The following is a 21,312-nucleotide window of genomic DNA, read 5'->3' as shown; positions in this document are numbered from 1 at the left end:
CGATCGTGCCGGTCTATGCCGATTCACGATTTAGTTTTTCAGGTATGGCGAGGTAACGACGATTTAAATCAACCGTCAACGCTTTTTCGTCCCCTGAAAACCGGGATTTATGCCAAGTGGCCGAAATGAAACAGTTGCAAAAGAAGACCCATGTTCTGATGTTTGGGTATGCTGACAAAGGGTGTTGCGATGCGGGATGAAATGGGCGGCCCCGAGGGGCCGGCGGCTGCGGAGGACGGGGTTGGTCCCGACGGCAAGCTGAATGTGCCCGAAGACGTAGCGTCGGCGATCCGTACGCTGATCCGCTGGGCAGGCGACGATCCAACCCGTGAGGGGCTGCTCGATACGCCGCGTCGTGTTGCACGTGCGTGGAAGGAATATTGCGCGGGCTATGGCGACGATCCGGCCAAGCACCTCGACCGCGTGTTCGAGGAAGTCGGCGGCTATGACGAGATCGTGCTGCTGAAGGACATCCCGTTCCAGTCCCACTGCGAGCATCACATGGCGCCGATCATCGGCAAGGCACACATCGCCTACCTGCCGCGCAACCATGTTGTCGGCATTTCGAAGCTCGCGCGCGTGCTGCACGGGTTCGCGCGGCGGTTGCAGGTGCAGGAGCGGCTGACCGCGGAAGTGGCGGACTGCATCTGGGACAATCTCAAACCGCAGGGCGTCGCGGTGGTGATCGAGGCGAGCCATGCCTGCATGACCGCGCGCGGCGTCCGCACGCCGGGGGTGACGATGGTCACGAGCCGGATGATGGGCGTGTTCCGCGACGACGAGCGCAGCCGCAAGGAAGTGCTGGCCTTGATGGGGCGTGGCGTTTGATGCGCACCGTCCTGGTGACGGGCGGGGCGAAGCGGCTGGGTGCGGCGATCGTTCGGCGGCTCGCGGCGGACGGGCATGCGGTGATCGTGCACCAAGGGCATTCGCGGGACGAGGCGGAAGCGCTGGTGGCGGAGATCGTCGGTGAGGGCGGGCGTGCTGCTGCGGTGGCGGGCGACCTGAGCGACCTTGGCGCGATCGGCGACCTGTTCGCGAAGGCGCGGGCTGCGATCGGCGGACCGATCGACGGGCTGGTGAACTGCGCCTCGCGGTTCGAGTTCGATCGGCCGCCCAGCGTCGACCCGGTGCTATTCGCGGAGCTTGGTGCGATCAATTGTGGCGCACCGGTGCTGCTGGCCTCCGCGCTGGTATCGCAGGACGATGTTGCGAATGGCGCAGTGGTCAACGTGCTCGACCAGAAGGTGGCGAACCTGAACCCCGATTTCTTCTCTTATAGCTGCGGGAAGATCGCGCTGGAGGGTGCCACGACCATGCTCGCGCAGGCGCTCGGGCCGCGGATCGCGGTGAATGCTGTGTCGCCGGGGCTGACGTTGCCGAGCGGCGACCAGACCGAGGAAGAATTCGCGGCGGTGGCGAGCGACAATTTGCTCCGGCGACCGGTCGGCGCGGAGGCGGTCGCGGACGCGGTCGCGTGGCTGCTGACCGCGAAGGGCGTGACGGGGCAGAATGTGTTCGTCGATTGCGGGCAGCGATTTCTGACGCGCGATAGCGACGTGATGTTTGAGGGGCGCAATGGCTGAGTTTACGACGATCCTCGACGGGCTCGAGGTCATGATGCGGCTTGGCATCCACCCGCACGAGGTCGCGCCGCAACGCGTGGTCGTCTCGGTCGAGATGACGGTCGTGTATCCGGGCCCGCTCGGCGAGGATGCGATCGAGGAGGTGCTCGATTACGACTTCGTCCGCACGGGGATCCTGGCGATGGTCGCGGAGCGCCCGTTCAAGTTGCAGGAGACGCTCTGCGAGGCGATCGCCGCGCTCTGCCTGAGCGATGAGCGGGTGAGGCGGGTCGAGATCGAGACGATGAAGACCGACGTCTATCCAGATGCGGCGATCGGGTGCCGGATTGTGCGGGAACGAGGGATTTAGCCGGGGCGATAGTCCCACGATCGGGCGCATTTCGTTTCACACGCGTAAGGCCCCGATCTTAGAGCCGGATCGTTCTCTCCCCGTAATCCCCGATCCGGAGACCAATTTTGAAAATTCTCGTCGTCCTCACCTCGCATGCCGATCTCGGCGATACCGGCCGCAAGACCGGGTTCTGGCTCGAGGAACTCGCCGCGCCCTATTACGTGTTCAAGGACGCCGGCGTGGACATCACGCTCGCGTCGCCGGCGGGTGGCCAGCCACCGCTCGATCCGAGCAGCGCCAAGCCCGACGCGCAGACCGACGCGACGCGGCGGTTCGAGGCGGATGCCGAGGCGACCGCCGCACTCGCCGATACGCGCAAGCTGTCCGATATGCGGATCGCCGATTACGACGCGGTGTTCTATCCGGGCGGGCACGGGCCGCTCTGGGATCTCGCCAACGATCCGGCCTCGATCGCGTTGATTGAGGACACGATCGGTGCGGGCAAGCCGGTCGCGCTGGTCTGCCATGCGCCCGGCGTGCTGCGCGACGTGAAGGCTGCGGATGGCACGCCGCTCGTCAAGGGCAAGACGGTCACCGGCTTCACCAACAGCGAGGAATCAGCGGTCGGGCTTAGCGACATCGTGCCGTTCCTGGTCGAGGACATGCTCGGGCAGCAGGGCGGCAATTATTCGAAGACCGCCGATTGGGGCGTACACGTCGTCGAGGACGGCCTGCTGATCACCGGCCAGAACCCGGCGTCGTCGGAAAAGGCGGCGCAGGCGCTGCTGGCGAAGCTGGCTTAAGAAGAAACGGCCACCGGTTCAGCCGGTGGCCGTCCTTTGTAAGGTCAGGCGCGGTTGGCGGCGCTCAGGACGGCGCGGACCGAGGCGGTGGCGATGTCGGTGTCCATGCCGACGCCGAACACCGTCTTGCCCTCCGCGGTCCGGCATTCGACATACGCCGCCGCCTGCGCGTCGGCGCCGTGGCCGATCGCATGCTCGTTGTAATCCACCACGTCGAGCGTCGGCCCGGTCGACTCCGCGATCGCCGCGATCACGCCCGAGATCAGCCCGTTGCCGCGCCCCGAGATCGACCGCTCCTCGCCGTCGATCGCGACACGACCGATGAAGACGCGCTGCCCCGAGGCGCCGCTCTCCTCGTAGTCGCGCAACTCCACGCGGTCGTCGGCCTGCGGCATGTAGGTCCGTTCGAACAGGCCCCAGATGTCGGCCGCATTCAGCTCGCGGCTGGTCTCGTCGGCATAGGCCTGGACGTGGCGGCTGAAGTCCGCCTGCAACCGCTTGGGCAGCTTCAGCCCCTTGTCCTGCTCGATCACCCAGGCGACGCCGCCCTTGCCGGATTGCGAGTTCACGCGGATCACCGCCTCGTAGCTGCGACCGAGATCGGCGGGGTCGATCGGCAGATACGGCACCTCCCACAGCGTGTCGTTCTTCGCCTCCTGCGCCGCGAACCCCTTCTTGATCGCGTCCTGATGCGACCCCGAGAACGCGGTGAACACGAGGTCGCCGGCATAGGGCGTGCGCGGGTGGACGGGGATGTTGGTGCAGTAATTGACCGTGTTCACGACGCCGTCGATGTCCGACAGGTCGAGCTTAGGATCGACGCCTTGCGTGTACATGTTGAGCGCGACGGTCACGAGATCGCAATTGCCGGTGCGCTCGCCATTGCCGAGCAGGCAGCCCTCGACCCGGTCCGCGCCCGCCATCATGCCGAGCTCCGCCGCCGCGACGCCGGTGCCGCGGTCGTTATGCGTGTGCAGCGAGATCGCCACCGCGTCGCGGTTGCGGATGTTGCGGCCGAACCACTCGATCTGGTCGGCATAGATGTTCGGCGTCGCGCACTCGACCGTGGCGGGCAGGTTGAAGATGATCGGGTTCTCGGGCGTCGGCATCAGGACGTCCATCACCGCCTCGCAAACTTCCAGCGAGAAATCGAGTTCGGCGGTCGAAAAGGTCTCGGGGCTGTATTCGAACTGCCAGCGGACGTTCGGCTGCTTGGCGGCTTCGTCGCGCAGCACCTTGGCGCCGTCGATCGCGATCTGCTTCACCTGTGCGCGGTCCATCCCGAACACGATCTTGCGCCACGCGGGCGACACCGCATTATACAGATGCACGATCGCGGTCTTCGCGCCGACCAGGCTGGCGAAGCTCGTCTCGATCAGGTCACGGCGCGACTGGGTCAGCACCTGGATCGAGACGTCGTCCGGGATGCGGCCGGTCTTTACGAGGCCAGAAATGAAGTCGAACTCGGTCGCGCCCGCGCTGGGGAAACCGACCTCGATCTCCTTCAGCCCGACCTTGCACAGCAGGTCGAAGAACCGCGTCTTCTTCTCCGCGTCCATCGGGTCGATCAGCGCCTGGTTGCCGTCGCGCAGATCGGTCGAGAGCCAGCGCGGTGGCTTGACGATGGTCTTCGACGGCCATTGGCGGTCGGGCAGGTCGACTTGGGGGAAGGGGCGGTATTTGGTCGATGGGTCGCGCAGCATGGCTCGTGTCTCTCGTGTCGTCGGGAGCGTTCGGGTCAGCCCTTAGGCGCGAGGCGCGGGGCATGGCCACCGCGCAAACGATCGGCGCGCCTAAGGGCGCGTAAGTCGAAGCAGCAGGAGGCGACCATGCGTCATTGATGCCGTCCTATCGCGCGGACACGTGCCGTGTCCAGCGCGATAGGAATTTCGACAGATTATTGCGCCGAGAAGGCCGCGTTGATCGTCAGATCGACCTTGTCCGACACCACCGGGGCATAGGCGCCCAGGTTGAAGTCGCTGCGCTTGATCGAGGTCGTCGCGCGGAAACCGAAGTTGAGTTTCTTGTTCATCGGGTTCGCGCCCGCGCCGATGAAGGTCGCCTGGAGCACGACCGGCTTGGTGACGCCCTTGAGCGTGAGGTCGCCGGTGATCGTCGCCTTGTCGCCGGTCGCGACGACCTTGGTCGAGACGAACTTGGCGGTCGGGTAGGTCGCGGCATCGAAGAAGTCCTTCGACTTCAGATGGCCCGCGAACGGTGCCGCGGTGACCGAAAGCTGGTCGATCGCGAAGTTCACTTCGACCTTGGTCGCGTTGGGCTTGGCGGGATCGATCGTGATGCTGCCCCCCGACGCGCCGAGCTGCCCTTCGAGCATCGAGAAGCCCATGTGGTTGACGGCCCACGTGACCTGCGTGTGGTTCGGGTCGACCGCGTAGGTGCCGGCGGCGACGCGCGCCTTGACGGGGGCGCCGGGGACGCCTGCGGTCTGCGCGAGAACGGGCGCGGCGGTGAGGGCGAGGATCGTGGCTAGGACTAGGCGCATGCGGGGTCTCCTGTTTGACGCGCGATGCTGGCCCAGCGGAGGGGGCGCGTCAAACGACCTTATGCCAACGCTGTGTTTCGGAATTGGGTCGGTGGGGGCGTGCTCGCGCTCCCGGTAGAGTGCATCGCAAGCGCTCGTTCCCCCGCGGACGCGGGGGCCCAGCTAAACCCCGATCACCGCCCGAGATCCTGACCCCCGCGTTCGCGAGGGAACAGTAAGGGAGAACGCCCTTACCTTACACCACCACCCCGGCGAAGGCCGGGGCCCAATTGGGGGACGTCGCTAACGGAAGACAGCGTTCCGTTACTCGAACCTTTCCAATTGGGCCCCGGCCTTCGCCGGGGTGGTGTGGAGTCCGCGGGAACGCCAGCCCGTCGGACCCGGCGAAGCCGTGCCCTATGGGCAGGCTCCGTCGTGCCGGCCGCGCTCACGCGCTAGCGCGCGCTCGCGTCAGTTCTTCGCCTTATCAACCAGCGCATTCTTGCCGATCCAGGGCATCATACCGCGCAATTCCGACCCGATCTTCTCGATCGGATGCGCCAGCGCCTGCTTGCGTGCCGCCTTCAGTTCCGGCTGCCCTGCACGGTTATCCAGGATAAAGTTCTTCACGAACCGGCCCGACTGGATGTCGGCCAACACGCGCTTCATCTCGGCCTTGGTCTCCGACGTGATGATCCGCGGCCCGGTCGTGATGTCGCCATACTCGGCGGTGTTCGAGATCGAATAGCGCATGTTGGCGATGCCGCCCTCGTACAGCAGGTCGACGATCAGCTTGGTCTCGTGGAGGCACTCGAAATACGCCATCTCGGGCGCGTAGCCGGCCTCGACCAGCGTCTCGAACCCGGCCTGGATCAGGTGGGTGATGCCGCCGCACAGCACGGCCTGCTCGCCGAACAGGTCGGTCTCGCATTCCTCGCGGAAGTTGGTCTCGATGATACCCGAGCGACCGCCGCCGACGCCCGATGCATAGGCGAGCGCGATGTCGTGTGCGTTGCCCGACTTGTCCTGGTCGATCGCGATCAGGCAGGGGACGCCGCCGCCGCGGACATATTCGCTGCGCACGGTGTGGCCGGGGCCCTTGGGCGCGATCATGATGACGTCGAGATCGCCGCGCGGCTCGATCAGGCCGAAATGCACGTTGAGGCCGTGGGCAAAGGCGATCGTCGCACCCTGCTTGAGGTTGTCGTGCAGGTCGGCAGCGTAGATCGCCGCCTGATGCTCGTCCGGGGCGAGGATCATGACGATGTCGGCCCAGGCTGCGGCTTCCTTGTTCGACTTGACCGCGAAGCCGGCCTCGATCGCCTTCTTTGCGGTGGCCGAGCCTTCGCGGAGCGCGATCGCGACGTCCTTGACGCCCGAATCGCGGAGGTTCTGCGCATGCGCATGGCCCTGCGAGCCGTAACCGACGATCGCGATCTTCTTGTCGGTGATGAGGTTCAGGTCGGCGTCGCGATCGTAATAGACACGCATTGGATGGTCCTTTCGATAAGGTGTGTCCCTCCGCGAAGGCGGAGGTCCAGACTGGGCTCCCGCCTTCGCGGGAGAACAAAACTTGTGGTGGTTAAGCCGGCTCTTTGCCGCGGGCGATCGCGACGATGCCGGTTCGGGCGACTTCGATCAGACCGACTTCACCCATGAGTTCGACGAACTTGTCGATCTTGTCGATCCCGCCGGTGACCTCGAACACGAAGCTCGACGTCGTCGCATCGACGACGCGCGCCCGGTAGACGTCGGCGAGGCGCAGCGCTTCGATCCGGTGGTCGCCGGTGCCGCGGACCTTCACCAGCGCGAGCTCGCGCTCGACGTGCGCGCCCTGTGCCGTGAGGTCGGTGACCTTGTGCACCGGCACCAGCCGGTCGAGCTGGGCGATGATCTGCTCCATCGTCGCCGGCGACGCGCTGGTGACGATGGTGATCCGGCTGACCGACTTGTCGGCAGTGATCTCCGACACCGTCAGGCTCTCGATATTATAGCCGCGCGCGGTGAACAGGCCGGCGATCCGGGCGAGGATGCCCGGTTCGTTGTCGACGATGACGGCGAGCGTGTGCCGCTCGGCCTTTTCCTGGGGAATGTGCATCTTAAACCAGCGCCTTCGCTTCGTCGTCCATCGTGCCGGACACTTCGTTCGCCTGCAGGATCATGTCGGTATGCGCCGCCCCCGACGGGATCATCGGGAAGCAGTTGGTCAGCTGCGACACGCGGCAATCGACGATCACCGGGCCGTCATACGCCAGCATCTCGGCGATCCCGCTGTCGAGCTGGTCGCGCGTCTCGATCAGGATGCCCTTCCAGCCATACGCCTCGCCGAGCTTGACGAAATCGGGCAGCGAATCCGAATAGCTTTCGGCATAGCGGCTCTCATAGGTGAGCTCCTGCCACTGGCGGACCATACCCATATACTGGTTGTTGAGGATGAAGATCTTCACCGGCAACCGGTATTGCGACGCGGTCGCAAGCTCCTGGATGTTCATCTGGATCGACGCCTCGCCGGCGATGTCGATCACCAGCGCGTTCGGGTTGCCGAGCTGCGCGCCGATCGCGGCGGGCAGGCCGTACCCCATCGTGCCGAGACCACCGCTGGTCAGCCACTTGTTCGGCTTCTCGAACCCGAAATGCTGCGCCGCCCACATCTGGTGCTGGCCGACCTCGGTCGTGATGATCGGCGAACGCGCGTGCGTGGCGTCGAACAGCGCCCGGATCGCGCGTTGCGGCATGATCTCGGTCGGATCGTTCTCGGGGAAATCGAGACACTTCACCGCGCGCCAGCCGGCGATCCGCCGCTGCCAGTCGGTGGTGTCGGGCTTGGGATGCTGGCGGCTCTTCCAGATCCGCACCATGTCCTCGAGCGCATGGCCGACATCCGCGATGATCCCGAGATCGACGCGCACCGTCTTGTTCACTGACGAGCGATCGATATCGATATGCACTTTGCGCGAGTTCGGGCTGAACGCGTCCAAGCGCCCCGTCACGCGGTCGTCGAAGCGCGAGCCGAGCGCGACGACGAGGTCGGCCTGGTTCATCGCCATGTTGGCCTCGTACGTGCCGTGCATCCCGAGCATGCCGAGCCACTGCGGCCCCGATGCGGGATAGGCGCCTAGGCCCATCAGCGTCGACGTCACCGGCGCGCCGGTGATACGGACGAGTTCGCACAGCAACTGGCTCGCGGCCGGACCCGAATTGATGATGCCGCCGCCGGTGTACAGGATCGGGCGTTCGGCCGCGGCGAGCATGTCGACGAGCTGCTCGATCTGCGACTGGTCGGCCTTCACCTGCGGGCGATAGGTCTTGTGCTGTATCGGGCCGGGCTTCTTGTAGCGCGCGGTCGCGACCTGCACGTCCTTGGGGATATCGACGACCACCGGCCCCGGACGACCCGAGGTGGCGATGTGGAACGCCTCGTGGATCACGTCGCCGAGCTTGGCGGGATCCTTCACGAGGTAGTTGTGCTTCGAGCAGTGGCGCGTGATGCCGACGGTATCGGCCTCCTGGAACGCGTCCGTGCCGATCAAAGCGGTCGGCACCTGGCCGGTGATCACAACCATCGGGATCGAATCCATCAGCGCGTCGGTGATCCCGGTGACCGCGTTGGTCGCGCCCGGACCCGAGGTGACGAGCACCACGCCGGGCTTGCCGGTCGAGCGGGCGTAACCTTCGGCCGCATGCGTCGCCGCCTGTTCGTGGCGCACCAGAATGTGTTTGATCCGGCCGCTGCGAAACAACGCGTCGTAGATCGGCAGCACGGCGCCACCCGGATAGCCGAAGACGACCTCCACGCCGAGATCGCACAGCGCCTCGATCAGGATATCGGCTCCACTCTTCTCGGTCATTTCATATCATCCTTTGCGAGAACGCTGCCTTTAGCGTCTCGTGGAGGGGCCGGCTACCGGTATAAAAGATGCGTGTCAAACATCATTTGAGCAATATAGTTTCAAATTGCTGCAGGCGCGTTGGGAGATCGAGCGCTTCGGTGCGGGGCCAGGCGGCGGGCGGCTGATGTCGGAGCCATGTGTATTGGCGCTTGGCATAGCGGCGCGTGGCGAGCGATCCGGCGGCGATCGCGTCGGGTTTCGAGGTCTCGCCGCGGACGAGCGCGGCGATCTCGGGAACGCCGATCGCGCGGCGGATCGGGGCGTCCTGCGGAATGTCGGCGCGGGCGAGAAGCGCGGCGATTTCCTCGCGGCTGGTGTCGGCCATCGCGGCAAAACGCTGGTCGATGCGCGCGTTAAGCCAGTCGCGGTCGGGGATCAGGATCAGCGCGCGGACGTCGATCGTGTCGCCGATCCCGCCGATCTTTTCGGTCTGCCAGTCGGCGAGCGTGCGGCCGGTGCCGCGGACGACTTCTAGCGCGCGGGCGACGCGGGTGGTGTCGGCTGCGTTGAGCTTGGCGGCGGCTTGCGGATCGAGTTGCGCGAGCGCGGCGTGCGCTTCCGCCACGGGTAGGGCGCGGATGTCTTCGCGGAGGGCCGGGTCGATCGCGGGGACGGGGGCAATCCCGTCGAGCAAGGTGCGGATATAGAGCCCGGTGCCGCCGACCAGGATCGGCAGTTTCCCCTCGGCCAGCGTATCGTGGATCGCCTGCGTCGCCTCGGCGGCCCAGCGCGCGGCGGAGTAGCTCGCATCGGCGGCATCTACGTGACCGAAGAGCCGGTGCGGGGTGCTGGCCTCTTCTTCCGCGGACGGGCGCGCGGTGAGGATGCGGAGGTCGGCATAGACCTGCGCGGAGTCGGCGTTGATGACGACGCCGTCGTGGCGGGCGGCTACGGCCAGCGCGAGCGCGGACTTGCCGCTCGCGGTCGGCCCTGCGATGAGCGCGACCTTCGGGAGAGCGCCCGTTGATTGGGAGATAGGTATGTTCACGGCAACGCTTATAGCCTCGGGCACGCTGACCGCAGGCGATATTTCGACTGCGATGGACCGCCTGCGCGACGCCGGCTGCGCACCGGGTGCGAGCGGCTGGATCGACGAGGGTGACGCGGCGGACCTGATCTTCGGGATGGCGCCGGATGCAGCTCGGGGTGCGCTAGAGGGCGCTTTCGCGGGGGCGGACGTGGTCGTGCAGTCGAGCGTGACGCGCACCAAGACACTGCTGGTCGCCGACATGGACTCGACGATGATCACCGTCGAATGCATCGATGAACTCGCCGACTATGCTGGGATCAAGCCGCAGATCGCTGAGATCACCGAACGCGCGATGCGCGGCGAACTCGATTTCGAAGCGGCGCTCGACGCCCGCGTGGCGCTGCTGAAGGGGCTGGCGGAAAGCGACATCGAGCGCTGCCTGGCCGAACGCGTGAAGATCATGCCTGGCGCGAAGGCGCTGGTGCGGACGATGCGCGCAAGGGGCGCTCTGGCGGTGCTGGTGTCGGGCGGCTTCACGCGGTTCGCGGAGCCAGTGGCGAAGGAGATCGGGTTCCATCGCGCGATCGCCAACGTGCTTGAGATCGACGGTGGCATGCTGACGGGGACGGTGACCAAGCCGATCGTCGGGTCGAATACGAAGCTGACGACGCTGCACGCCGCGATCGCCGAGCGGGGGATCGCGGTGGAGGAATCACTCGCGGTCGGTGACGGCGCGAACGATCTGGCGATGATCGAGGCGGCGGGACTTGGGGTGGCGTATCACGCCAAACCGATTGTGGCTGCGGCAGCCGCCGCGCGGATCGATCATGGGGATCTGACGGCGCTGCTGTACGCACAAGGCATCGCGCGGTGGCATTGGGTGTTGGACTGATCAAATCCCGTCATCCTGACGAAAGTCAGGATCCAGAGCCAGAAAGGCTACGCTGCTTGGCTCTGGATCCTGGGTCGAGCCCAGGATGACGGGGTAAACAGAGGTCGACGCTTCCAATCAGCCGCCGTGTCTGGCCGCCAATTAGTCGTTTCACCCCTTCGCCAACGGCGTACCGCTCGCGTTGCACACATACGTCGCAAGTTCCTCGCGCAACGGCAGGCCCTTGATCGGGCGCAGCGGGCCGTCATGCGCTACGTTGGTCTCGACCAGTGCGCGGTTCGGGCCGACACCGAGGACATGGAACAGGCGCTTGCCGCAATCCGTCTCGGTGCGCGCATAGGCGACCTTGCCCTCATGCTCTTGCCGCAGGATCGCGATGATCGTTCCGCCTACGGCTTTCCGCTCGCGCAACAGGAAGTGGCGCGACGTCGGATCGGACGGGGTAGGGATCAGCCGGCCCTTGACCGTCAATTGTTCGGGCTTTGGCACCGCCACTTCGGTCTCGGCCAGATTGCGCAACGACACGCCGTTTTCCGTCATCGTATCGCTATTGGTAGTTGCAGGCGGCTCGCCAGAACACGCGGCCAACAGCGTTGCGCCGGCAAATGCCAGCGCCAAGGTCTTAATCATTCATCTAGCTCCCGGTCGATGTCGAAACGAAACGACCGGTCCGGGTAATTGATCCCTGCCGCGCCAGGTCCCGCCCTCGCAACGACGGCACCGCGGTCGATCAATGCGACCGTTTGTCGGCGCCGCGATCCGGGCGTACCACGGCTTTTGCAGGCGTAGCGGGTTCGCACACTCGCCGCGTCGGCTGGCAGGCGATGCCAACCGTCGAACACCCCTTGAGGCTGCCCTCGGTCGGGCACGCGCGGCATTGCTGCTTGATCTCGGTGCAGGTCGATGGCGCCGACAGTAACGCCAGGGTCAGAAAGAACATTCGCATATCCCCGTCATGAGTATCGTCATGCGTATCACCGCGTTTGGGTCCCTCAGATCAGGGCGCGACGATCACGCAGGGCACGCCCGCCGCCGAGCAGGCGCGCGTCGCGTCCGCCTTCGATGCAAAGCCGCCGGCCTGGAGCCGCGTCACGGTGCCCGCCTTCGTGTAGAAAGGCTGCGCGCCACGCAGTTTGCCGCGAACCTTGTTCCACTGCGTCTCGGCATTGCCCTGATCGCGGAACGCACCGAGCTGGACGCGCCAATTGCCCGTAGCCTTGACCGGCGCAGGCTTTGGCGCGGGCTTTGCCGCAACCGCCTTTACCGGCGCGGGTTTCGGCGTCGGCTTGGCCGCGGGTTCACGCGTCGGCGCGGGACCGCGGGCAGGCGGCGAACTCGATGCCGAGCGCGTAGGCCGCGGCGTCTCGGCCACCCGCGACGCCGGTACGTCGTTCCGTGCGCTGGTCGCTCCGACGGTTGATTGCGACGGGGCGGCGGGCGGTGCCTGCAACGCATATTGCTGCGCCAGCGCGGTGCCCTTCTCGCGGTCGGCGGGCGAAATGTACTGGTCCATCTGCGCCAGTGTCTGCGAGGCGGACTGCAACCCGGACGCCGAAGCGCGCGTCATCAGCGCATAGGCGCGGGGGAAATCGCGCGGCACACCATCGCCGTTGAACAGCATCGTGCCGAGCACCAGCTGGGTCCGCGGTTCGCCGCGTGCGACCGACTTTTCGAGCCAGGGCAGCGCATCGGTCTTCTTCCCCGCCTGGAACAGCGCAAGGCCGTAATTGTCGCCGGCCTGGAGATGCCCCTGCAAGGCCGCCTTGCGGAACCAGCTTTCGGCGAGGCCGGGATCGAGCGGCACGCCGCGGCCCAGCTTGTACGCCTGTGCGAGGTTGAACTGCGCGTCGGCATCGCCGGCGATCGCGAGCGGTCGCCACTCGCCGACGGCCCGCGCGTAATCGCCCTTGCCCCAGGCGTCGACGCCGGCCTTCACATCGGCAAAGGCGGGGACGGCGGCGAACACGCCGCTCAGTGCGATCGCACCCACCAAAAGCTTACGCCCAACCGTCATCGCTCTACCCCATATCGACTCATCGCTACCATGCCGCCGTTCGCCGCGTTAGGCAAAGGGCGTACGGGTGATTTCCGACCGATTTCGCTCGGATCAACCCCATTATGACGCGCTGTTAACCGCTTCTTGACCCGCGCCTGCCATGCCGGCTGCGACTATCGGGGGATCAGGCAGATTATGCGCGTTCTGGCGTTCGCATCGCAGAAAGGGGGTCGGGGAAGACGACCTTGACGGGTCATCTCGCCGTCCAGGCGGAGCGTGCGGGCCATGGTCCGGTGGTGCTGATCGACATCGACCCGCAGGGCTCGCTGTCCGACTGGTGGAACGAACGCACCGCCGAGGAGCCTGCCTTCGCGCAGACCACCGTCGCGCGGCTCGCCGCCGATCTCGAAATTCTCCGCCAGCAGGGCTTCAAGCTGGCGATGATCGATACGCCGCCGGCGATCACGATGGCGATCCAGAGCGTGATCCAGGTCGCCGAGCTGATCGTCGTGCCGACGCGGCCGAGCCCACACGACCTGCGCGCTGTCGGCGCCACGGTGGACATGTGCGCCCGCGCCGGCAAGCCGCTGATCTTCGTCGTCAACGCGGCCACACCCAAAGCGCGGATCATCGCCGACGCGACGCTGGCGCTGTCGCAGCACGGCACGGTGGCGCCGGTGATCGTCCATCAGCGCACCGACTTCGCCGTCTCGATGATCGACGGGCGGACGGTGATGGAGCTCGACGGGAATACCCGCTCGACCGCCGAGATCGAGGCGCTGTGGAGCTATGTCTGCGACCGGCTCGAGAAGAATTTCCGTCGTACCGTGTTCAGCGTGCCGGCTGCCGCGGGGCAGCGTGTCGCGGCTGGCTTCGGCCGCCGAGGTGTCGGCTGAGATGGCCCAGCCCAAACCACGCGCCGCGCTGTCGTCGTCGCTGTTGGCGCGCAAGGGCGACGCGCGTCCGGCGATGCGGCCGCAGGATCTGAATGCGCCGGCCGATGACGCGGGCGACGATCTCGGCTGGAACGACATGGGCTCGGCCGTGCCGTCGGTGCTGGTCGCGCGCGAGGCGTTGAAGGTCGAGATCGAGCGTCCGGTTGCGGTCGCGTCGGTCTCGAACGCCACCGCCGCGCGGATCGGCCGTGAGACTCTCGCCAGGACGAAGGGCGCGAAGGCCGCGTTCACGTTGCGGCTCGATACCGATCGGCACCTCCGGCTGCGGTTGGCGAGTGCGGTCACCGGATCGTCGTCGCAACATCTCGTCACGCTCGCTCTCGATGCCTTTCTCCAGACCTTGCCGGAGGTGGATGCGCTCGTCGCGCAGCTGCCGCCGGCCACGCCAAAACGTTGAAACAGGGATTATCCCGATGACCACGCGCGCACTTCTCCTCGGCAGCATTTCCGCCCTCATGCTCGGCGGCACCATGGTCGGCTGCGCGGCCAATGGTGGCGGCATAGCCTCGGCCAGCGATCGCAGCACGGCGCTGGCGTCGAAGGGCGCGGCGACGGATGCGGGCAGGGCGCAGACCGCGCTCGCCAAACGCGACGGTCCGGCGGCGATCGGCTTTGCGGAGGGTGCGGTGGCGCTGATGCCGCAATCGGCGGACTATCGCATGCTGCTCGGCCAGAGCTATCTGCAGGGCGGGCGGTTCGCGTCGGCGTCGCAGGCGTTCGCGGATACATTGCAGTTGTCGCCGACCAACGGCAAGGCAGCGCTCAACCTCGCGCTGGCACAGGTGGCGACGGGCGACTGGCAGGCGGCACGGCAGACGCTGGCGACGCACGCGGCGATCATCCCCGCGCCCGATCGCGGGCTGGCGCTGTCGCTCGCGGGCGATACCGCGGGGGGATCGCGCTGCTGACCGAAACCGCGCGGTCGCCCGAGGCGAACGCGAAGGTGCGGCAGAATTTGGCGTTGAGCTTTGCGCTGGCGGGGCGCTGGCAGGAGGCGCGCGTGGTCGCGGCGGCGGACATGGCGCCCGCCGACGTCGATGCGCGGCTCGAACAATGGGCGGCGTTCGCGCAGCCCGCCAACGCGTCGGATCAGGTGGCGAGCCTGCTCGGCGTGCGGGCGGTGTCCGATGCGGGGCAGCCGGTCGCGCTGGCGCTGAACGCGCCTGCCCCGGTGGTGCCGGGCGCGCCCGCACAGGCGCTCGCGGCGGTCGATCCGGTGGTGGTTGAGGCACCGGTCGAGGTTGCTGCCGTGCCAACCGTTGCGCCGGTCGCAGGCTTTGCGAAGGTGTCGTTCGGGCCGCGGCAGGAGGTCGTTCAGGCATTGCCGGCGATGATGCTCCGTCCGGCCGGTGGCCCGATCAAGGTCGCCTCGGCGTCCGCGCCATCGAGCCGGGGCATGGCTAGCGCGGCGTATCAGGTAAAGGCGCCGGTGACCGGCCATTGGTATGTGCAGCTCGGTGCGTTCGACAGCGCGGGCGTCGCGCGCGATGCGTGGGGGCGTGCGGCCAAGCGGTTCGCGGTGCTCGCGGGCTACACGCCCAACGGCATGACTTTCAAAGCGGATGGCGAGGATTTCTACCGGCTGTCGGTCGGCGGGTTCAGCCGGCCTGCGGCGCATTCGATGTGCCGGCAGTACCGCGCCAAGGGCGGGGCGTGCTTCGTCCGGATGGGCGCGGGCGATGCGATGGCGCAGTGGTTGCGCAAGCCTGGGATGCAGTTGGCCTCGCGGTAAGGGGGCTCCCACCCGCACCATAAGTGCGACCCGGCGAAATAAACGCCACCCCGGCGGAATAAGTGCCACCCCGGCGGAGGCCGGGGCCCAGTTGGGGAACGTCGCTAACTGAGGGCGGCGCTCCGTCACGACAACCTTTCCAACTGGGCCCCGGCCTCCGCCGGGGTGGTGGTGATGCGGTAGTGATCGGGTGGCAGTACTAGCGAACCTCGCGGCCACCCTTCCACAATCGCAGCACGCGGCCCTGCACCGGCAGCCCGTCGAACGGCGTATTCCCCGCCTCGGCCTTGAACGCCTCCCCGACGATCTGCCACGGGGCTTGGCCATCGAACAGCATCAGGTCGGCAGGCTTGCCCACCTCGAGCGTACCCGTATCGAGCCCCAGCACCCGCGCCGGATTGCGCGCCAGCAGCGCGAACAGCCGTTCCAGCGTCAGATGCTCGTCACGCACCAGCATCAGCGCGAGCGGCAGCAGCGTCTCCGCGCCCGCCATCCCGCTGCTCGAGTCCGTGAACGGCAGCCGTTTCTCCTCCGGCCCGCGCGGTTCGTGACCCGAACACAGCACATCGATCGTCCCGTCCGCGATCGCCGCCAGCGCCGCCTGCCGGTCGCTCTCCGCGCGAAGCGGCGGCGAGAGCAGCGCGAACGATCGGAAATCACTGACCGCGATCTCCGACAGATGCAGATGCGCCGGCGTGATCCCGCATGTCACCGACACGCCGCGACGCTTTGCCGCGCGGATCAGGTCGAACCCGGCCGCCGTGGTCACCTGGCGGATGTGGATCCGCGCGCCGGTATCCTCGGCGAGCATCAGGTCGCGTGCGATCGCTAGCGCCTCGGCAACAGCCGGCGCGGCGGGGAGACCGAGCCGCGTGGCGGTCTCGCCTTCAGTCGCGACCGCGCCAGCGGTGAGGCCGCCATCCTCGGCATGCGCGATCACCGTCACGTCGAGATCGCGCGCATAGGCGAGCACGCGCCGCATCACGCCACTATCGGCGATCCAGTGCTTCCCCGTGCCGACCGCCTTTGCGCCTGCCGACAGGCAGATCGCCATCTCGGCAAGGTCATGGCCTTCGAGCCCGCGCGTGGCGGCGGCGATCGGGTGGATCCACAGGTCGGGCTTGCCGATCAGCGCAGCACGCTGGACGATGCCGGGGTCGTCGAGCACCGGAGACTGATCTGGCATGAGGCCGATCCGCACGATCCCGCCGGCGCGGAACGCGGCACGGTCGACCTTGGCCACGCCGAGATCGACGATCCCGGGTGCCACGGTCTTGCCCGCGCAGTCGACGATGTCCGCATCCGAGGGAATGTCGACGATCCCGGTCGCAACGATCACGCCGTCGCGGACCAGCACATTTCCCTTCGTCACGCCGCCGACGGAACAGGCGAGCGTCGCGTTGGTAAGGGCCAGGATCATGCCCAACCCTCCACGCCGCGCGCTCTTCGTGTCAGCACGTCGAGGCAGGCCATGCGGACCGCGACCCCCATCTCGACCTGCTCGGTGATCGCCGAGCGGGCGTGATCCGCCACCGCCGAGTCGATCTCGACGCCTCGGTTCATCGGGCCGGGGTGCATCACCAGCGCATCGGGCGCCGCTTTCGCCAGCCGGTCGAGCGTCAGGCCGTAGCGCAGCCTGTATTCGCGCGTCGACGGCACGTAAGCCCCGTCCATCCGCTCGTTCTGGAGCCGGAGCATCATCACCACGTCCGCACCCTCCAGCGCCTTGTCGAAATCGGTAAACGCGGTGACCCCCGTCCGCTCGATCATCGGCGGCATCAGTGTCGAGGGCGCGCAGACGCGGACCTCCGCGGCAAGCGCAGTGAGCGCCAGGATGTTCGAGCGCGCGACGCGGCTGTGCAGAAGATCGCCGCAGATCACGACCCGCTGCCCTGCGATCGAGCCCTTCCGCCGCCGGATCGTCAGCGCATCGAGCAGCGCCTGGGTGGGGTGCTCGTGCCGCCCATCGCCAGCGTTGAGCACCGGGCAGTCCACCTTGTCCGCGATCAACCGCACCGCGCCCGACGACATGTGCCGGATCACGATCACGTCCGCGCGCATCGCGTTGAGCGTCATCGCGGTATCGATCAGCGTCTCGCCCTTCTTTACGCTCGACTGCGCGGCGTGCATGTTGACGACGTCGGCGCCGAGCCGCTTGCCCGCGATCTCGAACGACAGCAGCGTCCGCGTCGAATTCTCGAAGAACGCGTTGATCTGGGTGAGGCCGGCCAAGCGTTTGTCGGGCGTCGCGTGCGTCCGGTTCGCGCCGACCCACGTCTCCGCCTCGTCGAGCAGGAACGCGATCTCGTGCGGCTGGAGCCCGTCGATGCCGGTGAGATGCCGGTGCGGGAAGACGGCGCCGCCTTCGATGAGGGCGGCGGGGCGGTGATCTGAGGTTCGCATTAAAACCGCGGGATAGTGCGCACGGGGGCGGGGGCAAGCGTCGCGGCGTCGACCCGCCATGCCGCATGGTTAACCCGAATTTAGTAGGGCTGTGTAACATCGGGGCGCGGCAGGGGGCATGATGCAGGACGACACGGCAACCACGACGGCGCTTCGATGGTGGGAAACGCGCACGTTCGCGGTGGCGCTCGTTCTGCTGTCCGCGGTGCCGCTGGCGTGGCCGGCGCTCCCTCCGCTCGCCGATCTGCCAGGGCATATGGGGCGATGGCATATCGCAATGGCGTTTCCCACCGCGCCCGATCTCCAGCGCTACTACGCGTACCACTGGGCGCTGATACCCAACCTCGGGATGGACCTGCTGGTACCGGCATTGGCACGCCTGGTTGACCTCGAACCGGCGACCAAGCTGGCGGTGATCACGATCCCGATGCTGACCGTTGCCGGACTTTTATGGACAGCACGCGAGGTGCACGGGCGCGTACCGCCGACCGCAATCTTTGCGCTGCCGCTTGCCTATGCGTGGCCGTTCCAGTTCGGCTTTGTCAATTTCGCGCTGTCGCAGGCGCTGGCTTTCTGTGCTCTCGCGTTGTGGATACGGCTTGGGCGACAGGATCGTCTGGTGCTGCGGACGATCGTGAGCGTGCCGATCGCGATCCTGGTTTGGGTCGCGCACAGCTTCGGCTGGGGCATGTTAGGGCTGATGGCGGCGTCAGCGGAACTGGCGCGATTGCGGGGCGATCGGCGACCGTGGCTCCCGGCGCTTGGAACGGTGGCGGTGCGCTGCCTGCCGCTGGCAATTCCGTTGATCGTCATGATCGTGGCGGCGTCGCTCGCGCCCGCCGGGACCGGGACGATCGGTCTGGGGGCCGTCGATTGGTTCGACGGGACAGCCAAGATGCTCTGGGTACTGTCGATCCTGCGAGATCGTTGGCAGCTGTTCGACATCGCGTCGCTCATGCCCTTCGCCGCGTTGTTGTATGTTGCCACGCGGAGCCCGCGGCTCGGCTTCTCAGCACTGCTCGGGTGGCCGGCGCTTGCATGCCTGGCGGCGTTCGCGATCTTGCCGCGACTGATGATGGGGGGCGCGTATGTCGATATGCGGATGGCCCCTGCCGTACTGATGCTGGCCGTGATCGCAATCGTGCCGTCGCCGGGCCATACCCGATTTGCGACGATGCTGGCGGTAGCGGGCACAGCATTCCTGATCGCGAGGCTGGTCGGCACGACCGTCAGTTTCGGTGAGCGAGCGACCGAACAGGAGCGCGAACTCGCAGCCGTCGTGCACATCCCGCGCGGTGCGACCGTCCTCTCGCTGGTCCAGCGGCCGTGTGGCAACACGTGGTCCGACCTCCGCCGCGACGCGCTGCCGGGCATGGCGATCGTCCGCCGCGACGTCTTCACCAATGCACAATGGGCGTTGGAGGGGCAGCAACTCTTGCGCATCCGTTACGTGCAGGCCGCGCCGTACCTCGCCGATCCCTCGCAGATCGTGTTGCCAAAAGTGTGCCGAACGTTCGGATCGGACTTCGACACAGCGATAGCGCGGTTTCCCCGCACCGCGTTCTCGTACGTCTGGACGATCGGCTTTCCCCCGGTGCGGCCAAAGCGGTCGACCTTACGCTGATCTGGACCAACGGCGGATCGGCGCTCTACCGGGTCGAGCGCCGCTAGATCTGCGCGGTCACCAGCGCATCGATCGCGCCTTGCAGGATGTAGGCGGCGGCCATCTTGTCGACGAGTTCGGCGCGTTTGGCGCGACTCGCGTCCTGTTCGATCAGCGTGCGGGTGACCGCGACGGTCGACCAGCGTTCGTCCTGAAGCAGGATCGGAAGGCCCATGTCCTTGAGGTTCTGTGCGAACGCGCGCGTCGATTGCGAGCGCGGGCTCTCGCTGCCGTCGAGGTTGATCGGCAGGCCGATGACGAGGCCGACGACCGCCTGCGCCTTGATGATCTCGGCGAGCGCGGCCTTGTCCTTCTGGAACTTGGTGCGGCGGATCAGGAGCGCGGGGCTCGCGAACGACCAGCCGGCGTCGCAGAGCGCAGTGCCGATCGTCTTGGTGCCAACGTCGAGGCCGATCAGCCGGCCGCCGTTCGGGAGCGCATCGCGGAACTGCGCGGCGGAGAGCGTGATCATTTGAAAGCCTTCAGGCGGCGGTTGGCGTCGGCGCGGATGTTCGCCCAGAACAGGCTGTAGTCGTAGACGTGGTAGTTGTTGCCGGGCAGCACATACGGCCCGAGGTTCGGGCCCTCGCCGATCAGCAGGAAGCCGCGGTCGGCACAGCGGGCGGGGACGCTGCCGATCGCCATCGTCGCGGTCTTGAGGTCGGTGGAGGGAACGAGTGTGCCGAGATTGGCAGTGGCGGGCGCGGTCGCGTCGGCGGTGCCGGTCAGCGGGTTGGTGCAGACCATCGGCGTGGCTTTCCGCGGCTGTCCGTCGAAACCGGTGGTCTGGTCGTAGGTGTCGACGATCAACGACGGATCTGCGGGCTCGGCAAAGCTTTCCCACGACAGTATGCAGCCGGTCTGGTCCGCCGCGCGGCATTCGGCGAGGCCCATCTTCGGCAAGTCGGTCGTGCGCGAGACGGGCCAGCCGACGACGTAGGCCGCGACGATCCGCGCCTTCAGCTTCGGGTCGGTGGCGATCCGGTCGCGGAGCAGGCGGGTGAGGTGCAATGCGCCCTGGCTATGCCCGGCGAGGATGATCGGGCGGGTCGGGCCTGCTTCCTTGAGAAAGCGGTCGAATGCGGCGGAGACGTCGCCATAGGCGAGTGCCAGCGCGCGTTCGCTTTCGGCGACGCTGGTCAGGAACGCGCCGAACGTCGCCTGGCGGTAGCGTGGTGCCCAGATGTCGCCGGCCTCGTTGAACGCGCTCGCCTGGCCGCGCAGAAACAGTTCCGCCCGCGCGTTGGTCTCGGGATTGTCGATCGGCGCGTTCCAATGGTCGCGGTTGATGTACGAGGTCGGGTGGATAAAGAAGATCGCCGCGCCGGTGCCGGGCTGGCCGGGGGTGAAGCCGGGCGGCGTCCAGAGCGCGGGGTTGCCCGGCGCGTCGGGGCGGGCGAGCCACATGATCTTTCGCGCATAGATGTTGCGCGGGGCCTCGCGTTGCGCCTGGAACGTCTCGCGCGGGACCATCGCGATCCGGATCAACTCCGTCCCGTAGAGGCGATAGGCGAGCAATGCGGCGATCGCGAGGACGATCATCGCGGCGACGAAATAGAGAAACTTGCGGGCCAAGCGGGACCTTCCGTGCAGGCGGTGTCGCTCCCG

The 21,312-nt window shown here is 66.9% G+C and carries 22 protein-coding genes and 1 pseudogene; 10 read left to right on the top strand and 13 right to left on the bottom strand.

Annotated features, from left to right (window positions below; translation table 11 throughout):
* The first annotated feature begins 189 nt into the window (after nt 1-189).
* The 4 genes from folE to QP164_RS10325 all read left to right on the top strand — a co-directional run bounded on the left by folE (nt 190) and on the right by QP164_RS10325 (nt 2,720).
* Nucleotides 190-828 (top strand): GTP cyclohydrolase I FolE, encoded by a 639-nt coding sequence (folE, locus tag QP164_RS10340; RefSeq protein WP_435368409.1) that lies wholly within the window; start codon nt 190-192, stop codon nt 826-828.
* Complete coding sequence (locus QP164_RS10335; RefSeq protein ID WP_333923073.1) at nt 828-1,586, top strand: SDR family NAD(P)-dependent oxidoreductase; 759 nt, start codon at nt 828-830, stop codon at nt 1,584-1,586. The genes folE and QP164_RS10335 overlap by 1 nt, the downstream gene beginning before the upstream one ends.
* Nucleotides 1,579-1,935, top strand: coding sequence for a dihydroneopterin aldolase (locus QP164_RS10330; protein WP_333923072.1), 357 nt, complete (start codon nt 1,579-1,581; stop codon nt 1,933-1,935). The genes QP164_RS10335 and QP164_RS10330 overlap by 8 nt, the downstream gene beginning before the upstream one ends.
* A 107-nt stretch (nt 1,936-2,042) precedes the next feature.
* Nucleotides 2,043-2,720: a type 1 glutamine amidotransferase domain-containing protein gene (locus QP164_RS10325; protein WP_333923071.1), complete on the top strand. Its 678-nt coding sequence runs from the start codon at nt 2,043-2,045 to the stop codon at nt 2,718-2,720.
* 44 nt (nt 2,721-2,764) lie between these two features.
* Here the strand turns inward: QP164_RS10325 and leuA are convergent, their stop codons facing one another.
* From leuA to miaA, 6 genes are all read right to left on the bottom strand, one after another.
* Nucleotides 2,765-4,423: a 2-isopropylmalate synthase gene (gene leuA / locus QP164_RS10320; RefSeq protein ID WP_333923070.1), complete on the bottom strand. Its 1,659-nt coding sequence runs from the start codon at nt 4,421-4,423 to the stop codon at nt 2,765-2,767.
* 194 nt (nt 4,424-4,617) lie between these two features.
* Nucleotides 4,618-5,223 carry a YceI family protein gene (locus QP164_RS10315; protein ID WP_333923069.1) on the bottom strand — a complete coding sequence of 202 codons (606 nt, stop codon included), beginning with the start codon at nt 5,221-5,223 and terminating at the stop codon, nt 4,618-4,620.
* A 450-nt stretch (nt 5,224-5,673) separates the two neighbouring features.
* Complete coding sequence (ilvC, locus tag QP164_RS10310; RefSeq protein ID WP_333923068.1) at nt 5,674-6,693, bottom strand: ketol-acid reductoisomerase; 1,020 nt, start codon at nt 6,691-6,693, stop codon at nt 5,674-5,676.
* Nucleotides 6,694-6,784: 91 nt separating this feature from the next.
* The gene (gene ilvN / locus QP164_RS10305) at nt 6,785-7,300 is read right to left on the bottom strand and encodes an acetolactate synthase small subunit (protein WP_333923067.1); all 516 of its coding nucleotides are present in this window, start codon (nt 7,298-7,300) and stop codon (nt 6,785-6,787) included.
* A gap of 1 nt (nt 7,301) precedes the next feature.
* Nucleotides 7,302-9,050, bottom strand: coding sequence for an acetolactate synthase 3 large subunit (locus tag QP164_RS10300; protein WP_107954978.1), 1,749 nt, complete (start codon nt 9,048-9,050; stop codon nt 7,302-7,304).
* 82 nt (nt 9,051-9,132) lie between these two features.
* Nucleotides 9,133-10,080 (bottom strand): tRNA (adenosine(37)-N6)-dimethylallyltransferase MiaA, encoded by a 948-nt coding sequence (gene miaA / locus QP164_RS10295; protein ID WP_333923066.1) that lies wholly within the window; start codon nt 10,078-10,080, stop codon nt 9,133-9,135.
* On the opposite strand from miaA, the gene serB reads away from it, so the two are divergent.
* Nucleotides 10,073-10,954 carry a phosphoserine phosphatase SerB gene (gene serB / locus QP164_RS10290; RefSeq protein ID WP_333923065.1) on the top strand — a complete coding sequence of 294 codons (882 nt, stop codon included), beginning with the start codon at nt 10,073-10,075 and terminating at the stop codon, nt 10,952-10,954. The genes miaA and serB overlap by 8 nt on opposite strands.
* Nucleotides 10,955-11,104: 150 nt before the next feature.
* Here the strand turns inward: serB and QP164_RS10285 are convergent, their stop codons facing one another.
* From QP164_RS10285 to QP164_RS10275, 3 genes are all read right to left on the bottom strand, one after another.
* Entirely contained in the window at nt 11,105-11,584 is a 480-nt protein-coding gene (locus QP164_RS10285; RefSeq protein WP_333923064.1) for a hypothetical protein, read from the bottom strand.
* Between the two features lie 100 nt (nt 11,585-11,684).
* Entirely contained in the window at nt 11,685-11,894 is a 210-nt protein-coding gene (locus tag QP164_RS10280; RefSeq protein ID WP_132741422.1) for a hypothetical protein, read from the bottom strand.
* Between the two features lie 57 nt (nt 11,895-11,951).
* Nucleotides 11,952-12,968: an SPOR domain-containing protein gene (locus tag QP164_RS10275; protein ID WP_333923063.1), complete on the bottom strand. Its 1,017-nt coding sequence runs from the start codon at nt 12,966-12,968 to the stop codon at nt 11,952-11,954.
* Between the two features lie 177 nt (nt 12,969-13,145).
* On the opposite strand from QP164_RS10275, the pseudogene QP164_RS10270 reads away from it, so the two are divergent.
* The 4 genes and pseudogenes from QP164_RS10270 to QP164_RS10255 all read left to right on the top strand — a co-directional run bounded on the left by QP164_RS10270 (nt 13,146) and on the right by QP164_RS10255 (nt 15,638).
* Nucleotides 13,146-13,846 (top strand): annotated as a pseudogene (locus QP164_RS10270) (AAA family ATPase).
* Between the two features lies 1 nt (nt 13,847).
* Complete coding sequence (locus tag QP164_RS10265) at nt 13,848-14,303, top strand: hypothetical protein (protein WP_333923062.1); 456 nt, start codon at nt 13,848-13,850, stop codon at nt 14,301-14,303.
* 16 nt (nt 14,304-14,319) lie between these two features.
* Nucleotides 14,320-14,814: a tetratricopeptide repeat protein gene (locus QP164_RS10260; protein WP_333923061.1), complete on the top strand. Its 495-nt coding sequence runs from the start codon at nt 14,320-14,322 to the stop codon at nt 14,812-14,814.
* Nucleotides 14,815-14,849: 35 nt separating this feature from the next.
* Complete coding sequence (locus QP164_RS10255) at nt 14,850-15,638, top strand: SPOR domain-containing protein (RefSeq protein WP_333923060.1); 789 nt, start codon at nt 14,850-14,852, stop codon at nt 15,636-15,638.
* Nucleotides 15,639-15,837: 199 nt separating this feature from the next.
* Here QP164_RS10255 and QP164_RS10250 read toward each other — a convergent pair whose 3' ends face one another.
* A complete protein-coding gene (locus tag QP164_RS10250; RefSeq protein ID WP_333923059.1) occupies nt 15,838-17,058 on the bottom strand; it encodes a dihydroorotase in 1,221 nt (406 codons plus the stop codon).
* Nucleotides 17,055-18,041, bottom strand: coding sequence for an aspartate carbamoyltransferase catalytic subunit (locus QP164_RS10245; RefSeq protein ID WP_333923058.1), 987 nt, complete (start codon nt 18,039-18,041; stop codon nt 17,055-17,057). The genes QP164_RS10250 and QP164_RS10245 overlap by 4 nt, the downstream gene beginning before the upstream one ends.
* 118 nt (nt 18,042-18,159) lie before the next feature.
* Between QP164_RS10245 and QP164_RS10240 the strand changes: the two genes are divergently transcribed.
* Nucleotides 18,160-19,665, top strand: coding sequence for a hypothetical protein (locus QP164_RS10240; RefSeq protein WP_333923057.1), 1,506 nt, complete (start codon nt 18,160-18,162; stop codon nt 19,663-19,665).
* Nucleotides 19,666-19,708: 43 nt separating this feature from the next.
* Here QP164_RS10240 and ruvX read toward each other — a convergent pair whose 3' ends face one another.
* Together ruvX and QP164_RS10230 are read right to left on the bottom strand one after the other, a co-directional pair.
* Nucleotides 19,709-20,176 carry a Holliday junction resolvase RuvX gene (gene ruvX / locus QP164_RS10235; protein ID WP_060524389.1) on the bottom strand — a complete coding sequence of 156 codons (468 nt, stop codon included), beginning with the start codon at nt 20,174-20,176 and terminating at the stop codon, nt 19,709-19,711.
* On the bottom strand, nt 20,173-21,279 hold the full coding sequence (locus QP164_RS10230) for a DUF3089 domain-containing protein (RefSeq protein ID WP_333923056.1): 1,107 nt from the start codon (nt 21,277-21,279) through the stop codon (nt 20,173-20,175). Before QP164_RS10230 ends, ruvX begins: the two co-directional genes overlap by 4 nt.
* Nucleotides 21,280-21,312: the final 33 nt, after the last annotated feature.

The organism is Sphingomonas sp. LR59 (genome assembly GCF_036855945.1).
In the GTDB taxonomy this organism is placed as follows: domain Bacteria; phylum Pseudomonadota; class Alphaproteobacteria; order Sphingomonadales; family Sphingomonadaceae; genus Sphingomonas.
The sequence above is the reverse complement of the archived record's forward strand: the minus strand, read 5'-3'. Positions and strand labels throughout refer to the sequence as shown.